Origin of the sequence: Kitasatospora sp. NPDC096147, from assembly GCF_044763225.1 — a bacterium.
Lineage (GTDB): Bacteria > Actinomycetota > Actinomycetes > Streptomycetales > Streptomycetaceae > Kitasatospora.
Window position 1 is genome coordinate 1 of record NZ_JBIWFX010000001.1, and the last position, 18,275, is coordinate 18,275.

Genomic DNA, 18,275 nt, shown 5'->3' on the forward strand with positions numbered 1-18,275 from the left:
GGGGGGGCGGCGGGGGGGCGCCGGGGGGGGGGGGGGGCGGGGCGGGCGCCCGGCCGGGCCCGGCTGCGCCGGGCCGGGGGTAGGCGAGCGGCGGGGGCGATTCGCCTGCGGCGAATCCGGCTTTCCCGGGACGGCCTCTGACGGGGCCTCAACTCGGTGGGTGTCGGGCGTCGAATGCGACACGGGCCTGCGGCCCGCCATCGGCCCGTTCCGGCCTGCGGCCGGGAGCGTTAACGATGTGGCGTGAATCGCCGGTAGAGAGGCCGCCCCTGACGGGGCGCCCGACCGGGCGTTGACGATATCGCGCGAATTGCCGGTAGGAGAGCCATCCCTGACGGGATGGCGGAATCTGGGGGCTTTTCGTTAACGATATCCCGTGAATTGCCGGTAGCAGCCCATCCCCCGATATCGGGCCCCGGGCGCAGCCGGGGCGCAGGGGGCCCTGCCGCCCCTGTGACTGCTCTGTCGATCGGCCTGCGGCCTTCGAGGAAGAGAGGCGAGCCCTGGCGGGATCCACAGCGTGCCCTGGACGGCAGTGGGGGAACGGGGCGACGGGAGAGCAGGGCTGCTGCCCCGGGCCGGCAGGGGCGCAGCAGGTGGTGGCTGGGTGCCGGTGCGCGTCGGGCGCAGGCCGGCGCCGGTGCATTGCAGCACCGGCCGAGGCGGCGGGCCACATGAAGAAAGCACTGTTCGATGCCCTGGCGGACTCCCTAGACTCACGCACAGCCCTGCGTCGACCGGCGCCCACACCCCTAAGAAGTCATCTCATTTGGGCGAGTGAGTAGACTTCGGATGTGCTGATCGTGGAGCGGCTGGTGCCGGATGAGTTGTGGGAGCTGTTCCAGTTGGTCGTGCCGGATGCACCGACGCGCCCTCAGGGCGGTGGTCGGCGTCGGCACGGGGATCGTGAGGTGTTGGCGGCGATCATGTTCGTCGCCACCTCCGGGTGCACGTGGGCCCAACTGCCGCCGTGTTTCGGACCGTCGGGGCCAACCGCCCATCGGCGCTTCACCGAGTGGAGCAAGGCCAGGGTATGGGCCAAGCTCCATCGCGTTGTCCTGGACGAGCTCGGGGCGCGGGGAGAGCTGGACTGGTCGAGATGCGCGGTCGACTCGGTGAACATGAGGGCCCTGAAAAGGGGGAACTGACGGGTCCGAATCCTGTCGATCGGGGCAAGTACGGGTCGAAGATCCACCTGCTTACCGAACGTACCGGTTTACCCCTGTCGCTCGCGATCTCCGGCGCCAACGTCCACGACAGCCAGGCCCTGATCCCTCTGACCGACGCGATCCCGCCGATCCGCTCGCGGCGCGGACCCCGACGTCGCAGGCCCGGCAAGCTTCACGGCGACAAGGCCTACGACCACCGCTTCATCTGCGCTTACCTGCGACGACGTCAGATCCCGGCTCGCATCGCCCGCCGAGGCATCGAATCCTCTGCCCGCCTCGGCCGGCACCGCTGGGTGATTGAGCGCACCGTCGCCTGGCTCGGCGGCTTCCGCCGACTCCACCGCCGCTACGAACGCAAGGCCGACCACTTCGCCGCCTTCGCCAGCATCGCCGCAGCCATCATCTGTCACCGCCGACTCTCCAAATGAGATGACTTCAAGCGCCGGTCCGTTGTGGAGGGGACCAGCCGTGTTCGAGCCGGGCCAGGGCGGGGACGAACCAGCAGCACAGCACCACAGCAAGAGCCCACACCTGCCGACCTCGGCAGTGCCGTGACGGGCTTCCGCTCGGCCTCGGCCGGGGCCCAGCGGAAGCCTCCGTCCCGAGCCGGGAAACGGCACCGGGCAGGTGCGGCACGGCCACGGACACAGCGCCGGGAACACAAGAGCAGCGCTCACGCGGTAGCCGTCCAGGCCTCGCCCGAGAGCACCACAGGCACTCCCGGACACGGGCCCGAAGCCATCGGCGAAGCCCACGCCGCCACCCCCTCCACGAACCGCACCCGCAGCCCTCCCACCTCGGCGAACGAAGATGCTAGAGGTGTCGACGACCCCGGAGTGCCGAGATGCAAGAGTTGTTGCGCACCTCGCCCCCACACCGACCGCCCGGACCCGGAACCGCACCGACGGCCAGGGCCCGGGTGCGAGATGCAAGAGCTGTCCCTCACTCCACCCCCGCCGCTCGGGCGCCGAGGTGGCAACCGCACCACCCCGGTCAAGGACAAGAGCCCTCACCACCCGGAGCCCGACCCCGGAAGCGGCACCAGCCCGACCCGGGACAGGATGCTCCCCACCGACGCGGGCCAAGGTCCTCCCGCCGATCCGGGGCGCAGCACGGGGAAGCACCACCCGGTCCAGAGGTCAGGTCCCCTCCAAGGCACGGGGCGCAGCGCGGGGAGCGCCATCCCGTCCTCCAGGCCCTCCCGGTCCCCTCGTGCGGGCGGCCTGCGGCCGCGGGGGGGTGCCGGCCTGGCGGCCGGGCCGGGGGTGGCTGGGGGTGCGGGCCTGGCGGCCCGGCACAGGGGCGGGGTGCGGGGGCCGGGCCTGCCGGCACCGGCCGGTGGTGGCGGGCGGGTGGTGGTGGCCTGCGGCCCCCAGGAGCAGCCGAAGCGAGACCGGGGGCGGGGCGGGGCGGGGGCAGGGCGGGGTGGTGGCCGGAGGCGGGGGCCGGGACGGGACGGGTGGCCTGCAGCCCCCAGGGAGCAGCGGCACACCGGGAGGCGGTGAGACGCGGGCGGGACCGGGAGCGGCAGGAGCGGGGGCGCGCGGGTGCCGGACACGGGCTGGCAGAGGGCTGGCGGTCGCCGCCCGGGGCAGGGTGACAGGAGAACTCAGCGACCGGTACGACGGCGAATCCGGGCGGTGTCGGGAAGGCGCCGGGCAGGGGAAAACGGCATCGCTCCGGAGGTGAAAGCGTCGGTGATCCCCGCGTCGAATCCCGGCAGTCGGGGTGCTTCGGTGACCGTTGCAGGAGACCGTTAATTGGATTCCCCGCCGGGGCTATCGAGCGCGCCGCAATAGATGCTTCCCCGACCGGGATCTTCCTCTATTCCGCTGGCCCTCTTCATGACGTCGATCTCCATCGTGCCACCAGGAATCATGAAGCCGTTGAAGTGCCTCATGTCGTCTGTCGCCAGGCGGCAGACACCGTTCTTCACGCAGATCAGGGTTGCTTCACGGTCCACGCAAATATAGGCAGTGCACACGGTCGAATACGTCTCGTGGTATCCGGAGCTGCCACTGCCGTACATGCCGACATCGCCTCGGACGTATTCCCCCTGACGGATTTCCACGTGCTCGTACGAGAGGATCTCCCACAGGTCCGGTCCCCGCTCGTACTCCACCGGAGGCACCGGAGGGCGGCGCTGCCACCACCGGCGCGGCTCGGGAGCGGGACGGGGCAGCGCCCTGCGCGGGCTCCAGAGGCCAGCCCTGCCGGCGGGGAAGGTCGGCGCGATCCCGGCCTCGAGATAGCGCCCGAGCGCCCAACTCCCCAACGCCTTCATCAGCTCGTGCCTCGCCTCCTCCGCGGTCAGCGGAACCACCGGCTCCGGCTCCGGCCCCCGCGCCTCGGCCTCCCTGCGCTGCGCCCGCACCCTCTCGAACAGGCCGTCGAAGTCCGACACCACCACACCCCTCCCCACACCCCGCACCCCTTGGCCACCCAACTACAGGCCTGACGACACCACTCCCACCCCACCCACAGCCCAAACCACCAACCCCCGCACCAACCTCGGTGCGGCCCCGACCGCGCAACGGCGAGCCGGCCAGCAACCCCGGGCGGCGACCAGGCCGGCGACCGGGGCGAGACGGGATGGCGCAGCGGCAGGCCGGCGACCCAGGGCGGCGAGCAGGCCGGACCGGGAGCAGCCGGGCCGGGAGCAGCAGCGGGGCGGGCCGGGAGCAGCCGGGCACCACCACCTGGTCCTCCAACTCCTCTTCCTCCTGGTCCTCTTGGTCGCGGGCGGCCCCGGGGGCCCCGGGGGGCCGCGTGGGGTGCCGGCCTGGCGGCCGCACGGTGGGTGGCCGGGGGCCGGGGCCTGACGGCCCGGCAGCGGGCCGGTGACCGGCACGGTGGCCGGGGCGGTGACGGTGGCCTGCGGCCCCCGGGGACGGCAGCGGGCGGCGGGCGGTGCCGGAGCGGTGGTGGCAGAGCGGTGACAGGGCGCTGGCGCACCCATTGGCAGGCCCGTGGCAAGGGCGAAGGGCAGGGGCGGCAGGCGGAGGCCTGCTGCCCCCGGGCGGCGAACAGCGACCCCCGGGGCGGTGACGGGGCCGGGCGGGGCCTGACGGCCCGCCAGCGAGCAGCACACCAGAGCGGCCTGACAGACCGGCAGCACGGGTACGCCCAGCCCGACCTGACGGACCGGCAGCCACCCGGCACCGGGCGGCGGCGGAATGTCCTCTGACAGGCGACCTTGACCGGCCTGGAAGCGTCGGTCCCTGGCCAGACCGCGCAGGTTGCCTGCCAGGGGCGCGGGCGCCATCATCGCCGGATGGCTGAGGAGACGACGGTGGAGAAGACCTGGCGGCTGATGCTGGCGGACGACCCCACCGTGCGGCGGGGGATCCGGCGGTGATGGAGGCGGCCTACGCCGAACCGCGCCTGCGGGTCCTGTTCCCGTTCCCGAGCCACGGGTGCCTCACCTTCCACCGCAACTCGCTCTTCCCGTGGAGCACGACCTGCCGTTCATCGCGGGCAGCGGCACGTCGTGCTCGGTGTACGGGCCGCTGTACTCATCGACCCTGGGCAAGGGCCTCACACCGAAGGAGGCGGCCGCGTTGGTGGTCGCCAACCTGCCCGCCGACTGCGGGCCCGCCTACGAGGGCCCCTGGCCCCCGCCGGACAGCCTCACGGCCTGAGCCCCCAGGCCATCTCCCAGAAGCCGGAACCGGTCAAGGTCACTTGGCAATCGGTCAAGATCACCTGTCAAAGGACAAAAGCGCTGCTGTCCCGTCCCGTCGAAGTTTGACGCGTCTCGAATTTTGACCGCGCTGCACGGCTGCCCCGCCCCGCCGGTGGAACACGATGATCAATAGGCTCTCTCACATGAAGCAACCGTCTGAGATGAGCGAGCGCGAGTTCTTCGCCTTCATGGGTCGGCGCCCCGGCCTTGTCGTGGGCAAGCCCTCGTTCGACAAGGTCACCGTCTTCCTCGCCGGCTACGCAACACACGCCGACCGCCACGGCGGCCCAGATCCCCTCGGCGGCTTCCACGAGTGGCTGGTCGCCCGCCGAGGCCGAAACTGCAACCACGGCTGGCCGGGCCAGGTCCTGCACATCGCTCTTCCCCACGGATGGGAGAACATCCAGGACCTGCCGCCCGAGGACGAACTGCGGGCCATCGAGGTCCTGTTCGAGCTCCTTGACGCCTTCCTCGCCGAACGCGAGGCGACAGCGAACGCCCAGGCACCAGCTTGACCACGCCGCCAACGCTGGCGGCGATCAAACTCCGATGAGACAAGCTCTCGCGGTCAAACTTCCTTGAGATTCGTCAAACTTCGATGAGACGGGTCAGCTGCGAGGCCGTGTCCCAGGCCCGTCCCAGGCCAGAGCCGAAAACGCTCCCACCAGGGCAAACAGCCTGGGACCGTCCCAGCAAAACGGACATCGCGGGCCTGCTGAGACACCGGTGGGACACCAGCTGGGACACCCCCGGGCGGCACCGTCCCAACCCCGGGAGGAAGCCGACCTCCGCACCCAGGACGACGACCAGGCGCAGCAGCACCCCCACGGCTGCCTTCCCCCGACCCCGCACAGCCCCGCCGGCAGGCGGGCCCGACCAGGAGCAGCACAGCACCTGGGGCGGCAGGCGGGAGCAGCAGGAACATGAGCTGCGCGGGTCGACCAGGGGTCGGAAGCAGCCGGGTTGGGCCGGGTCGCTCGAGGGCCGGGCGTCAGCTCCCTGCCGGCGTGCCGGTCAGCTCGACGAACAGCGAGCCCAGCCGCTCCGCCTCCGCGCGCACCGCCAGGTCGGCGGGAGCGTCCACGAACGCCAGCAAGGCCTCGTGCAGGGAGGCCAGCAGCGCGAACGCCTCCGTGCCGGTGCGGCCCTTCTGGCGGTACTGCGCCAGCAAGCGCTCCACCGACCCCGCGAACGCGCCCGCCTGAGCGACCTCCTCGGCGAGCTGGCCAACAGGAAACTGACCGGCGGGGAACTGACGGACGGTCATGCGGGGCCTCCAGAAGCGCTGCCCGTGCCACACCAGCCTCCCCCACACCCACCCTCCCCCCGACCCCGCTGCTGCCCAGGCCAGAGCCGGGGGAGCAGCACGGGCCGGAGAGCGGCACGGCGGGAGCGGAACCGGCCCGGGCGGGCGCACCGCGGCGTCGGGCATCGGGGCCTGACGCCCCGGCAGCGGGCAGCGGGTGGAGCCGGGCGGGACGGGGCGAGCCGGGAGCCGGGAGCCTGGTGCGTTCAGGTACCGCTCGACCGGCCGATACGGCGGTAGTCGCGGTAGTGGTAGCCGGTGTCCGGGCCACCGGTGAAGACCACCGCGTCCTCGTCCAGGCCAAGGGCCTCCAGCAGCACCCGCAGCGCCGCCTCGTCGTCCTCGTGGGAGCGGTGCAGCCACACCCAGGTCTCGTCCTGGCCGTAGGTCGTGAGGCTGAGCGCGAAGCTGCGCCGGTCGATCGTGAACACCGCCGCGTCCACTCCGCCGAGCTCCTCCCAGCTGCGCTCCACCGTCAGGCGCAGCCGTGCGGCCAGGGCGTCCAGCGGGGGCTTCAGGCCGGCGATCAACCGGAAGCCGCTCGCGGCGGCCTCCCACAGGCTCGACTGTGCGGCCGGGTTCCCCCGACGTGGTACGGCGGGACGGTGGCCGGCTGCCAGTCGGGATCCGGTCCGGGTACGGCGATCTCCGCCATGTTCTCCCCCACGGTGCGTCTGTGCATGGACACGGCGCAGCGTAACCCGCACCCGAAGACGCGCCGAAGCCCCCGGACGGCCTCGGCGCCCGGGAGCAGCTGGCCGGGCCGCCGAGCAGCGGGCGAGCGGACCGGGGCTGGCTACTCCTGGCGGGGCAAGACGCCCGACGGCAGCACGGCGACCAGGACGACGCCCAGGCGCAGTCCGGCCGGACGGCACGGAGCCCGAGCCCGGCACCACTCGACGGGCCGGGCGGAGGGCGGAGGCCTGCGGCCCCCGAGAAGTCGGCGAGGGCTGACGGCCCGCCAACGAGCAGCGCACCAACCCGGCCTGACAGGGTGCTAGTGCACTTGACCACCGCTCTACTTCCTGCGCGCCCTTGTCACCACGAACGCCACTCCAACGATGACGACCAGCACAATGGCAACAATCCAGAAAGGCGGGGAGCCCTGACCCGCCCCCTTGGCCAAGAACTGCATGTACGACATGTCGACTCCATCCCATCCGTGAAAGCTGATCGCGACTGCACTTCCGGATGCCCCACCCACACGCACCTACCCGCTCGACCTGTTCAGCTTCCAAGGCCAGCGGCCCAAGCCCACCACCATCGGACAGAGACAACCCCTGGCCCGAGGCAGGGCAGGACCGCCCGGGGCCCGGGGCCCGGGCTGAGCAGCAGCGCGGGCCGGGCCAGAGCTGGGGAGCAGCGCGGGCCGGGGCGGGCCAACCGGACCTCCTGGTCCTCCTGCCCCGGACCCGCGCCACACCCTCAACACGGAGCACCCGAAGGGGCCGCGTGGGTGCCGGCCTGGCGGCCGGGCGGTGGGTGGCCGGGGGCCGGGCCTGACGGCCCGACAGCGGGCCGGGAGCGGACCGGGAGCGGCGGGGCGGGCGAGCAGGTGGGGGCGGGCGGTGGCAGCCCTGTGGCGGGGCGAGTGCGGGGCCGGGCGCTGACGGAAGCCTGCGGCCCCCGAGCAGTCGGCGAGGCCTGACGGCCCGCCAGCGAGCAGCGCACCAGCCCCGCCTGACAGACCAGCAGCCAGGCCGGCGGGGTTGACGGCCCCGGGATGCTCGGAGCATGAGGACCGACCCGCACCTGATGGCCGCGGTCCGCTGGAGCGTCAACGTCGGCGCGGTCCTCACCGCGCCCCTGCTGCTCGCCGCCGGCGGATTCGCCTACGACGCCCTGCGCGACCACCTCTACGGCGAGAGCGGCCCCGGAGGACTCGACAAGCGGGCCGGATGGGTCCACCCCGGCTACCTCGTCCTGACCAACCCCCTCGTCCGCGCCCTCACCCGGCCCACCCGCCAAGGCGGCCCCATCCGCACATGGCCCTACCAGAAACACGACCACAGAAACCCGTGACACTCCCGGGCTCCCATTTCCGGTGACCGATTCCAGCAGCCTTTCCGGCAGGCTTTCCAGCAAGCCCTGCGGCGGCCTTTCCAGCGACCGGCCCGGCAGCCCATTCCGACAGACCGTCAATTCGCGAAGACACCCCGAGGAACCCCCGCCGCCCCGACCCGCAACCCGGCCCCCGGCCGGACCGGCCCAACCGGCCTGGCGGCCACCACCAGTCACCAGAGCCCACCCACCCCGCCGGACTTCGGACCGACCGGTCGAGGCCCGGACACCCCGCCGAATTGGTCTACCAGATCGCGATTCAAGCGCTCGAAACACAACGAGGTCACAGGCCGGAACCGGGCCCGTAGCCCGCCCCCAGTTCCGTCACACACCAGGTGTGACGCAACCACCCGGCCAAGCACCCGACCAACCCACCATCAGAACCACGCCGACACCGGCCGGGGCCGACGCCACTGCCACGGCGGCATCGGGCCCGGCCGGGCACCACGGCCCCCAGCACCAAGGGGAGGCGATCCGGTGCCAGCGCCAAGGCGAGCCGGACCAGGGTGCCGAGCACCCGCAGCCCACCTCGCTCCGGCCTCGGGCGGTGGCAGGGCCGGAGTGGATGCACTGGCCGACGGCGACGGCGACGGCGACAGGGGCCGAAGTGGCGCCTTGGGAAGCCGGCGGCGGGCTCGTGGCGGAAGGGCGGCGGGGCCGCCGGCGGAGGTGCACTCGGCGGCGAGAGTACCGAAAGCGCCTGGCGTGGTCGGACCGCCTTGGTGGTCAGCTTGACCCAGGTGTTCCAGCCGACGGACCAGGGGGCTCCACAGCGTCATGCCCGCCGAGGGGTTGTACGTCAAACGCATGGCCATACGCATACCTGTAGGCATACTCAAGCGCATACCCATCCGAGCGCCTGGAGGCGTTCGGATGTGGTGGTGGGTCAGGTGTGGTGGATGCCCGCCTCGTTGAGGTAGCGCAGGCGTCGGATGCAGGCCCGGGCGCCGTGGCAGTCGAAGTAGAGGTTGAGTTCCCCGTCCGGGCCGGAGGCCACCCAGAGGTCGGTGTGGCGGTCCCAGACCGCCCACGGCCGGCGGCCCAGGTCGTCGTTGGGCAGTTGCACCGCGATCCACCGCACCGCGCCCTGCTCCCCTGATCCCACAGGGTCGACCCTACGCGCGTCGCCGGGCGCGCACGCCGACAACTCGCAGATGGCCGCAGAGCCCTGTGTCAGCCCGCCGCAGGCGCCGCGACCGATCCGCTGCCCCACCGACCGCCATCACGGCACGCATGACGACCGTACCGGCGCCCCGATTCTCGATGGCCGCCGCAACCGGCCGACGTCTACCGCTCCGGCGACACGACAGGCTCGGGCAGGTCGAGGACCCGGGCGAGAGCGGCGGTGACGGGAGCCCGGTGGCCGGGCGGCAGGTGCTGGTGGGTCCAGTCGGTGGCCAGCGTGAGGAAGCTGGCCAGGTCGCGTTCGGCGCCGGCGAGCAGACGGCGCAGTTCGGTGACGGGCAGTTCGATCACGGGGCTGCCGCTCTGCTCGGCGTCGACCGTGAGGCGGACGGTGTCGCCGGAGCGCTCCGCAACCGGTGACACGGGGTCGTGGCCGAAGCAGAGCACACCGTCCTTGTCGACGAGTTGGTGCCAGGCGCGCCAGTCCTCCAGGCCGTCGCAACAACCCGGCACGAACGTGATCCCGGTGGAATCGTCGGTGATCCTCAGGCCGCCGGCTGCGAAGGGGGTGTCGAAGGTCAACAGTCCATGGAGGAAGGAGCCCAGCTGGTCGGCAGGCCGCGGCGGGCGGTCGTTGTCAGGATCGTCCTCGGGGTCGATGTCGTTGCAGCTGGCGATGCGCATCAGGGCTGTCCCGACCTCGGCTGGCGAAAGCCCGCCGCTGAGGGGCAGGAAGGCGGCTGGCCCGTCATCAGCGACGGGCCAGAGGTCGAAGCCGTCGGGGGTGCGGGTCTCTAGGACGGGCTGCATCACGATCACCCGGCGAAGTGCGCCGCATCGCCCGCCTGTGACGCCTCCCGATTACGCCGGGCCGCCTCGCATCTGGTGAGCCTGGATCAGCACGGGAGCTGAGCCCTTTCGGCTGTACAACCCTGAGAGCCTGTGTCTGAAGTTGTTGTTCCTGGTCAGAGCCTTCTGGCGAACCGAGGTCAGAGCGTGGCGTTCGCTTCGTCGTCACGGTGACGGCCCGACGAACGGGTCTGCGGCGCCAGGGCGTGCAGGAGGGGCAGTTTCTGGGTTTTAGACCCTGGACCAGGGCAAGTACGTAGGGTCGGTTCTTGATCACTAACCATGGTCTGCGGCCGCTCTAGGCCGCACCCTGCGACTCGCAGGGGAGACCGGACTCAACTGGACCGGGGCGCTGCCGGCCGGGCGGAAGGCGGCGTTGGACGAGATCGACCCCGCCTGGTGCCCCACCTGGTCGGTCGAGTGGCAGCGGTGCTTCGCCCTGGCGTGGCGGCACGTGAAGGCCGGCGGATCGCTCGCGGGTGACCCAGGGGCCGTGGTGGTCCAGGGTGAGGACCTGACCGGGTGGGCGCGGGCGCAGCGGGTCGGGTGGGCCAAGCTCGGCCCGGCGCAGCAGTGGCTGGTCGAGCACGTGCTCGGTCTGGAGCCGCTGGCGGCGGAGGAGCTGCCGCCGGTGAAGGTGTCGCACGCGGAGAAGGAACGACGCAACCTCGCCGCGGCCGCGCAATACCGCGAACGGACCGGGAACCTGAACGTCGGCCGGGGCCACAAGGAACCGCTCGTCCTGGACGACGGCACCACCGTCCAGATCAGCCTCGGCCTGTTCATCGCCAACAGCCGCCTACGACACGCCACCATCCCGGCCGAGCGGACCGCCCGGCTGACCGAGCTCGGCATGCGCTGGGAGAAGTAGACCGACCAGCGGCGGCGGGCCCGGGCCTCACACGGGGGTTGGCAGGTATCCGCGCAGACCACCAGGAACGACAGCACCCGAAGCGACAGGGGGCGCGACAACCCCCGCGACAGAGGTGGTGCGGCCACTCAGCGGCAACGGACCACCTGCTAGGTTGCGACGGCCCATCAGTTCGAGGAAACGGCAACACACTTATGCGTATACGCAAGACCGTCACCGCGCTCGCCCTCGCCGCAGCCGTCGGAGGCACCACCCTCGCCGCCGCACCGGCCGCGCAGGCCGGCGCCTACGGCTGCACCCGGGACGGGGTGACGGCAACCCTGGTCTACACGAAGTCCGTCCCGACCATCAGCGGCGGCACCGGCGGCGAACTGCGCACCTACTGGGACGGATACGCGAACTGCTCCGTCTTCGTGAAGTCGGCCTACGCGGGCACCAAGACCTGGACGTACCTGTTCATCACCGACTACAACGGCGACGGTGGTGGCAGCACCAACGCCGGGGACTTCGCCACCTACGCCGGCCCGGTGTGGGTGCGCGCCGTCAACGAGTGCATCAGGGAACGCATCGTCATGCACAACCCGAGCGGCAGCACCATCGTCGACTACACCACCCCCTGGCACTCCTGCGGCTGACCCAGGGCAAGCGGCCGGCCCGGCAATCCGGGCCGGCCGGCCCTCTCCCACCCCACCCCGCAGGGAAACACGACAGCCCCCACGACAAGGGCCGGCGGGGCCGCTCACGCCTGCGCCCGGCACTGGCACCAGCCCGGGCGGCGCTGGCCGGGTCAGGGAGCGCCGCTGGCGGACCTTCCCACCCTGCTGGTCATCCTGACCGGCACCCCGGCGGGCACCGTCGGCACGGCAGTGGAGGACCTGCGCCTAGCCGCCGAGGAGAACTCGGCCACCACCGAGCTGCTGGCCGCCGTCCCGGCCGGAGCGGCCCGCCTCGAGGACCTGGTGCAGCACGGACCCGCCGCACCGCCGTGGCACCCGCTCCCCGCCGGCGTGCCGGCCGCCCGCTGGCTGGCTGGCTGGATGGGTCTGTAGACCGGACGGGCCGTGCTGCCCGCGTCACCGGCCGGACGGCCCGAGGGACGATGCCGCTGGTGGCGGGACCGGGTGGTGCCGGCCGGGCCCGATGCCGCTGTCACGGCGGCATCGGGCCCGGCCGGCCGGGGTGAGGCGGAGCCGGCAGGGAGCGCCTGCGCGAAGCCGTCGAACGGGATCACCAGGCAGCGCTCCGCCCCGGCCGGGGTGCCGTCCACCCGACGGCCCGCCGAGGTCGCCAGCGACTTCGGCTGCAGGGCTGTCCGAACGCTACCGTCCGGCCGGCGTGCGACCGGCCGCCGCTCGCACCTCGACGCCGGCAGCCGATCACGATCCACCCGGACGGAACGCACCGCTCCTTACACCGAATCACCACACTGCCCTCACAGGCCGTGGGCGCCCGTCGGCTCGTTCGCCTGCGCCGTTGCCACCAACCGGCCGATGATGTTGTGCATCCGGCCACGAACTGGTCCGGCCCAGGGCAGGAAAGAAGGAGCCGCTCGTGGAGTGCGTCGGCGGGCCAGGCCTCGACGGGCGGCCCTGGCCCGAGCTGCTGGCCGACCACCGCCCCGCCCTGGTCCTGCCGGCCGATCCGGGCCGCCTGGTGATCCCCAAGGACGGCTGGAGCGCGGATCCCGCGCTGGCCGCCACCGTGAATCCGGCCTGGTCGGCGGTCCTGACCGCCGGCCGGCTGACCATCCACCAGCCCGGCGGCCCCGGCTGGTTCGACGGCGAGATCGGCGCCACCCGCCAGTGGTGGGGCGCGGCACGCGCCCCAAGGCACCCTGGTGCTGGTCACCGGACCCTTCACCAACGCCTTCGACTTCTGGCCCGCCGCCGAGGCCGACCTGCTCCTACTCCTCGCCGTCGCGATCCGGCTCGGCATCAGCCCCTGAACCGACCGATCAGCGATCAGCGATCAGCGATCAGCGATCAGCGCCGGGATGGTCCGGCACCGTGGTCGATGCCACCACGCAGTCGATCGACCGGTCCCTCAGCTCCCGCAGCAGCACAGTGATGGCCCGCAGCGCCCGGCTTCGAGATCCCGGTCTGGGGACTGCCGTGGGCCGGTGACACCTGCTCAGAACGCTTTGAGGTCGAGGGAGTTCACATCGGTGAGCGGGGTGACGGGGCCCAGCGGGGTGCACTCGTCCGGGCCGGGCAGTCGCGCGGCACACAGTTCGGCCTTGCTGAGGTCGGCGTCCACGGGGACGGCCTTCCAGATGTAGGTGAAGTAGAAGGTGTTGGCGGCGAGGGTCTCCCCCAGGGTCACTGCCGCTGCCCCGCCGGTGACGCCGGACCGGACGGCCGACTCCGGCAGGAAGCGCGACTCACCATCGGCGCCCACGCAGGCGCTGCCCGAGGTGCAGCCGGGGTAGGTGATCGACCACTCCTCCTTCGGCGGCGCGAGCATGGTGTGGTCCACAGGGTCCGAGGTGACCCTGAGGCGCACGAGGACCATCGTCTTGCCGGCCGGGGTCGGCACCTTGGGCAGCGCCGTGCTGGTGCCGACGCTGACGATCTGGGCCGCGAACCGGACCTTGTCGTTCACGGCGCCGTGGATCACCGGGCCGGTGGGCGTCGGAACGGGGGAGACCGTGGGGGAGCCGGCGGCCAGTGCTCCCGGGAGCGGGAACCCCGGGGCCGTCGCACCTTGCCCGGGCGTGGCCGCCTGGCCGCCGTCGCTGCCGCAGCCGGCCAGGACCAGTGCCGCCGCCATCGCCGTCGCCGAAGCCACGAACCGCTGACGAAACATATCTCCCCCAAGACACAACTGCGCGGTGGACCGAGCCGGGACCGGCGGGCGCCGAACCGGTCGTACGATCATCGGAATCCTGGCACAACGCCCCCGGCCGGGAGCACCGTATCGGCAGAATGATCACAGCGATCGAACGGAGCTGGTGCGCACCCGCCCGCCGTTCGCTTCACAGGATGGGGCCGGCCGGGCGCAGCGCGGCCGCGGAGCCGTCGCCAGGCTCGACCAAGCCGCCGGGCCGCGAGCGCCGCACACCCTCGGGCCGCCCGCGCCGTGCCAGGGCAAGCCGACCGTCATGGCACAGCAGCACCGCTCCCGGCCCGCACCGCATCGGTGGCCGGCCCGGTGGTCACCGAGCGGACCGGGCGGGCTGGGCGAGCTCGTGTCCGAGAGCGCGGACGACGGCCCCTCCAGGGGTGCGGCGCTCGCTCGTCCAGGTCCGGCAGCACCCGGCGGCCATGCGCCAACGGGCAGGCGGGCAGGCGGGCAGGCGGGCAGGCGGGCAGGCGGGCAGGCGGGCAGGCGGGCAGGCGGGCGCACGATCCAGGCCGCAAGTGGCGGAAGTCGAGACGGCCAGGGTGTATCCGCTCGCTCACTGCCAGGTGGCCAGATGCCGGGCGAGAGCCGGCCAGAGCTGGGGAGCGAAGCCCGGGCCTGGGCCGGGGCGAAGTGCCAGGCGACATGGATATGCCATCGGTCGGCCGACACGTGAGGTGTCAGTGACTCTGGATCGCCGGGCGGTCTGGTCTCATCCCTGGTGAGCGAATTTGTCGATGGCTTTGAGTACATGCGCGCGGGTCGTGTCGCTGCCCAGATGGCCTGCGTCGCCGACGACGGTCAGCTCGGCATCGGGCCAGGCGCGGGCGAGTTCCCATGCGGTATCGAGTGGGCCAGCCAGGTCGAGCCTGCCGTGGACCAGCACGCCCGGGATCCCGGCCAGGCGGTGCGCATCGCGTAGGAGAGCGCCTTCCTCCAGCCACGCTCCGTGAGCGAAGTAGTGGGAGCAGATGCGGACGAGGGCGAGTTGCGCGACTGGCGGGCGGTCACCGTATGGGTTGGAGGTGCCGTTCGTTTCCCCGGACAGGACCGCGTCCTCCCATGCGCACCAGTCGGCCGTGGCCTTCTCCCGTACCGCGGGGTCCGGATGTTCCATCAGGTGTGCGTAGGCCGCGACGATGTCACCGTCTCGTGGGGTGCCGCCCGCTCCTTCAAGGAAGCGTTCCCACTGTTCGGGGAAGAACCGGCCGGCACCTCGGTAGAGCCAGTCGATCTCGGAGCGCCGGGTGGTCGTGACAGCGGCGATCACGATCTCCGACACCCGCTCCGGGTAGGTCTCGGCGTAGGCCAGGATCAGCGTGGAGCCCCACGAGCCTCCGTAGAGCAGCCAGCGGTCGATACCCAGATGCTCACGCAACCGCTCCATGTCGGCGATCAGGTGCCGGGTGGTGTTGTGGCGCATGTCGGTCGTGGGTTCGCTTGCGTGGGGGGTGCTGCGGCCGCAGCCGCGTTGGTCGAACAGGACGACTCGGTAGAGGTCCGGATCGAAGTACTGGCGTGCCCCGGTCCCGCATCCTGATCCCGGCCCGCCGTGGACGACGAGTGCCGGCTTGCCGTCCGGGTTTCCGCAGACCTCCCAGTACACGAGGTTGCCGTCGCCGACGTCGAGCATCCCCTTCTCGTACGGCTCGACTGGCGGGTGCAGCTCGCCCATTATCCCGACCTCCTGGCAACCAAATGAGACACGAACAAGGCTTTGTAGTAGACAACATGGCTGAGGTGACACCGTCGCCGACTCCGGGGCCTGCCCGACGGCGGAATCGACCCCAGCGACGCAGCCCAACTCCCGGGGCCATCGCAAACCTCGCCGCCGCCGAGATGGTCATCCGCGGCCACATCATCGACGTCCTCAACGACAACGACAACGTCGCGTACAGCCTCCGGATGCTCTCCGAGCCGTCACCGCCTACGGACACAGCTCATATCGCGACCACTGACATCTCGTGTCGCGAGCCACTGACGTTATGACGTCGTCCGACACGAAGCAGGCCAGGCCAGGCCGGGGCGGAGCGCGGGCAGGGCCAGCCGGTCCTCCTGGCCGTCCCACCCCCAGGCCCACGCAACGTCCCCAACACGGACCACCCAGAGGCCGCCACCCCAAACCCGACAGCACACCGCATGTGCAAACCCGAACGACCAACCGACCAAGGTCGGCGGAGAGGAGGCGCAGCCTCTTAGGCCCAATACCCCCTGGCGCGCCGTAGCCGCCCCCAGAATCCGGCGGTCACCCGGCCGGTGCGGTGGGGCGGCTTGTGTCACCCGCCGGGTTCCGTCACGGTGGGATCGTGACGGATCACCAGCCAACGGCCCGGGTGTGCGCCGGGCCCCACTGCGGACGCCCCCTTCCAGCGGCTGCCCCCACGGGTCGGCCCGGCCTCTACTGCGGGCAGGCGTGCCGCCAGGCCGCCCTGCGCGGCCGCCGCCTCGAGGAACAGGCCCCGCAGCTGCGCGAAGAGGCCCGAGGGCTACTGGAGGCCATCGGCCCGGAGGTGGCCGGCGACGTGCTGGAGGAGATGGACGGTGAGCAGCTCGCCCTGGTCGTCCGGCACGCCCGGGCCGTGACCGAGCACCGGGCGGCCCTCTGCGGGGCGCTGGGCGTGCCGCCGGACCAGATGGGCCGGCCTGTCGCGGGTGGTGAGGTACCCGCTCCCGGCTCGCGTCCGGGTGGGCGCGGGCCCCGTCCAGGGCCCGGTCAGCAGCCCGTGCCCGCCGACCTGCTCGGCCTCTTCCTCGAACCCCACACCCGCCCTGTGGACGCTGGTGGCCCCTCCGGGGCGTGACAGGATCGGACCGCCCCTCCCGCATCCCATTGCCCGCGGGCGGAGCACCGCCCTGGCCGACCACCACCTGCTTGCACCAGGCCCCGGGGCCGGCTGGGACGCACAGCGGCGCGGGGGCCCGCCCCGGCGGGGGGGGGGCCCCCCCGCGCCCCGCCGGCGGGGTTTAGCCACGGCCGCGGGGGGGCGCCGGGGGCCGGCCGCGGCCGGGGGGGGGCCCCCCCGCCGGGCCCCCCCCGCCGCGGGCGCCCCCGGGCCCGGGGGGGGGGGGGGCCCCCCCGGGGGGGGGGCCCCCCCGGGGGGGGGGGGGCCCCCGCGCCGTCGCCTGTCCGGAGTGATTCCGCAGCGGCCGAGGGTCAGCGCGGGTCGCGGCGTACGACGGGCCGGCCCGGCCGATCCTGGCCGCCGGCCAGGGCGAGGGCGGTGGCGCGGGTGCGCTCCAGCCAGCTCGCGACCTGCCGCAGGGTCGCCGGGTCGAGGTGGCGGGTGAGGTCGCGCACCGCCTGGTGGTCGTCCTCGGTCAGAGTGTGAAGCCCGGCGCGGGCCAGCGCGATGTACAGCGGGTCGGCCGCCGCTCCGGCGAGCTGACGGTGCGCGGCGTCGATCCGCAGTCCGGCCTCGTGGGCGGCCTCAGCAGCGCGGTCGGCGACGTCGCGCCGGTGCCGGGCGGCGGTCTCAGCGCGGCGCAGGCCGGCATCGTGGTGCTGCTCGTAGGTCCCGCCTTGGGTGGCGGCCTCGTCGCGGATGCGCTGCCACTCCTCAACGGCCGCGGCGGTGGCCGTGACGGCCTGGTCGTCTCCGGCGTCGGCGTACCGGTCGGCGACCCGCAGGTCGAGGTGGGCGTCGGCGAGGGCCTGGTCGATGGCGTCCAGGGTGAGGCCGGCCGCTTTGCGGCGGATCCGGGTACGGGTCTCTCCGAGCAGGCCGTCCTCCTGGTCGTCGCTCTCGTCCTCGGCCGCGCTCTGGCCGTCGGGGTGGGCGGGGTGCTGGGCCAGGGCGGAGTACAGGGTCACCCCGGCCTCCCACGACTCGGCATGCAGCACCGGCTGGGCACGGCCGTCGTCGTCGCGCGCGGCAACGAGCCGCCCCTCCACCAGCGCCACCCAACCCTGGTGGCCGTCGATGTCCCTCTCCACCCAGCCGCGCGCCGGTTCCGGAACCGGCTGCACCGGCTGATCCGGCGGCGGTTACTCAGCCGTAAGTGTCGCTGCCTGCTGCTGGTTACCGGTACGGTCGATGTCGACTGAGGGGAGGTGACTTTGCCTGACATGCCGTCAGATTCCGACGCCAGCAACACTCCTGGTGGCTCTGACAACTTCTACCGCCCTGACTCGGCGGCGGTAGAGCAGCCCAACGAGCAACCGTCGAGGCCCCCGTCGATCATTCGCCCTACTTCTCTGTTGATTCTGGCGATTTGCTTGCTTCTCGTCGGATTGGGGATCCTCCTAGCCAATACTAAGTACCTTGCTATCTCGCTGCTTCTGGTGCTCGTGGCGACGGCGTGTGGAGTGGTTGGTGTAATCAGGGGTTTCCATGAGATCGCTATCGCTGAGGACCACCGCCGCACGAA

The 18,275-nt window shown here is 72.4% G+C and carries 15 protein-coding genes and 1 pseudogene; 7 read left to right on the top strand and 9 right to left on the bottom strand.

Going from position 1 to position 18,275, the window contains the following annotated elements; all coding sequences use genetic code 11:
- Positions 1 to 800: 800 nt before the first annotated feature.
- Positions 801 to 1,597 (top strand): IS5 family transposase gene (locus ACIRBX_RS00005; protein ID WP_402293864.1). Its coding sequence is split into 2 segments (ribosomal slippage): positions 801 to 1,146 and positions 1,146 to 1,597, totalling 798 coding nucleotides; the frame shifts between segments, so codons are not numbered across the junction.
- Between the two features lie 1,328 nt (positions 1,598 to 2,925).
- Here ACIRBX_RS00005 and ACIRBX_RS00010 read toward each other — a convergent pair.
- Positions 2,926 to 3,573 carry a hypothetical protein gene (locus ACIRBX_RS00010; protein WP_402292764.1) on the bottom strand — a complete coding sequence of 216 codons (648 nt, stop codon included), beginning with the start codon at positions 3,571 to 3,573 and terminating at the stop codon, positions 2,926 to 2,928.
- Positions 3,574 to 4,526: 953 nt separating this feature from the next.
- Here ACIRBX_RS00010 and ACIRBX_RS00015 point away from each other — a divergent pair.
- Together ACIRBX_RS00015 and ACIRBX_RS00020 are read left to right on the top strand one after the other, a co-directional pair.
- Positions 4,527 to 4,810, top strand: a pseudogene (locus ACIRBX_RS00015) (DUF6193 family natural product biosynthesis protein).
- Positions 4,811 to 4,997: 187 nt separating this feature from the next.
- The gene (locus tag ACIRBX_RS00020) at positions 4,998 to 5,369 is read left to right on the top strand and encodes a hypothetical protein (protein WP_402292765.1); all 372 of its coding nucleotides are present in this window, start codon (positions 4,998 to 5,000) and stop codon (positions 5,367 to 5,369) included.
- A gap of 476 nt (positions 5,370 to 5,845) precedes the next feature.
- Here ACIRBX_RS00020 and ACIRBX_RS00025 read toward each other — a convergent pair whose 3' ends face one another.
- Both ACIRBX_RS00025 and ACIRBX_RS00030 read right to left on the bottom strand, forming a co-directional pair.
- The gene (locus ACIRBX_RS00025) at positions 5,846 to 6,121 is read right to left on the bottom strand and encodes a hypothetical protein (protein WP_402292766.1); all 276 of its coding nucleotides are present in this window, start codon (positions 6,119 to 6,121) and stop codon (positions 5,846 to 5,848) included.
- 245 nt (positions 6,122 to 6,366) lie between these two features.
- Positions 6,367 to 6,690, bottom strand: a complete 324-nt coding sequence (locus tag ACIRBX_RS00030; RefSeq protein WP_402292767.1) for a hypothetical protein — start codon at positions 6,688 to 6,690, stop codon at positions 6,367 to 6,369.
- A 1,204-nt stretch (positions 6,691 to 7,894) separates the two neighbouring features.
- Here ACIRBX_RS00030 and ACIRBX_RS00035 point away from each other — a divergent pair.
- On the top strand, positions 7,895 to 8,182 hold the full coding sequence (locus ACIRBX_RS00035) for a hypothetical protein (protein WP_402292768.1): 288 nt from the start codon (positions 7,895 to 7,897) through the stop codon (positions 8,180 to 8,182).
- 925 nt (positions 8,183 to 9,107) lie between these two features.
- Here the strand turns inward: ACIRBX_RS00035 and ACIRBX_RS00040 are convergent.
- Together ACIRBX_RS00040 and ACIRBX_RS00045 are read right to left on the bottom strand one after the other, a co-directional pair.
- On the bottom strand, positions 9,108 to 9,326 hold the full coding sequence (locus tag ACIRBX_RS00040; RefSeq protein ID WP_402292769.1) for a hypothetical protein: 219 nt from the start codon (positions 9,324 to 9,326) through the stop codon (positions 9,108 to 9,110).
- Between the two features lie 182 nt (positions 9,327 to 9,508).
- Positions 9,509 to 10,156 (bottom strand): hypothetical protein, encoded by a 648-nt coding sequence (locus ACIRBX_RS00045; RefSeq protein ID WP_402293865.1) that lies wholly within the window; start codon positions 10,154 to 10,156, stop codon positions 9,509 to 9,511.
- 415 nt (positions 10,157 to 10,571) lie between these two features.
- Here ACIRBX_RS00045 and ACIRBX_RS00050 point away from each other — a divergent pair, with 415 nt between their 5' ends.
- From ACIRBX_RS00050 to ACIRBX_RS00060, 3 genes are all read left to right on the top strand, one after another.
- Entirely contained in the window at positions 10,572 to 11,066 is a 495-nt protein-coding gene (locus ACIRBX_RS00050; RefSeq protein WP_402292770.1) for a helicase associated domain-containing protein, read from the top strand.
- A 194-nt stretch (positions 11,067 to 11,260) separates the two neighbouring features.
- Positions 11,261 to 11,701: a hypothetical protein gene (locus ACIRBX_RS00055; RefSeq protein WP_402292771.1), complete on the top strand. Its 441-nt coding sequence runs from the start codon at positions 11,261 to 11,263 to the stop codon at positions 11,699 to 11,701.
- Positions 11,702 to 11,932: 231 nt separating this feature from the next.
- A complete protein-coding gene (locus ACIRBX_RS00060; protein ID WP_402292772.1) occupies positions 11,933 to 12,115 on the top strand; it encodes a hypothetical protein in 183 nt (60 codons plus the stop codon).
- Positions 12,116 to 13,196: 1,081 nt separating this feature from the next.
- Here ACIRBX_RS00060 and ACIRBX_RS00065 read toward each other — a convergent pair.
- The 4 genes from ACIRBX_RS00065 to ACIRBX_RS00080 all read right to left on the bottom strand — a co-directional run bounded on the left by ACIRBX_RS00065 (position 13,197) and on the right by ACIRBX_RS00080 (position 17,841).
- Entirely contained in the window at positions 13,197 to 13,853 is a 657-nt protein-coding gene (locus ACIRBX_RS00065; protein ID WP_402292773.1) for a hypothetical protein, read from the bottom strand.
- Between the two features lie 766 nt (positions 13,854 to 14,619).
- Complete coding sequence (pip, locus tag ACIRBX_RS00070) at positions 14,620 to 15,582, bottom strand: prolyl aminopeptidase (protein ID WP_402292774.1); 963 nt, start codon at positions 15,580 to 15,582, stop codon at positions 14,620 to 14,622.
- A gap of 811 nt (positions 15,583 to 16,393) precedes the next feature.
- Positions 16,394 to 16,669, bottom strand: a complete 276-nt coding sequence (locus tag ACIRBX_RS00075) for a hypothetical protein (RefSeq protein WP_402292775.1) — start codon at positions 16,667 to 16,669, stop codon at positions 16,394 to 16,396.
- A gap of 392 nt (positions 16,670 to 17,061) precedes the next feature.
- Positions 17,062 to 17,841 carry a hypothetical protein gene (locus ACIRBX_RS00080; protein ID WP_402292776.1) on the bottom strand — a complete coding sequence of 260 codons (780 nt, stop codon included), beginning with the start codon at positions 17,839 to 17,841 and terminating at the stop codon, positions 17,062 to 17,064.
- Positions 17,842 to 18,275 lie beyond the last annotated feature (434 nt).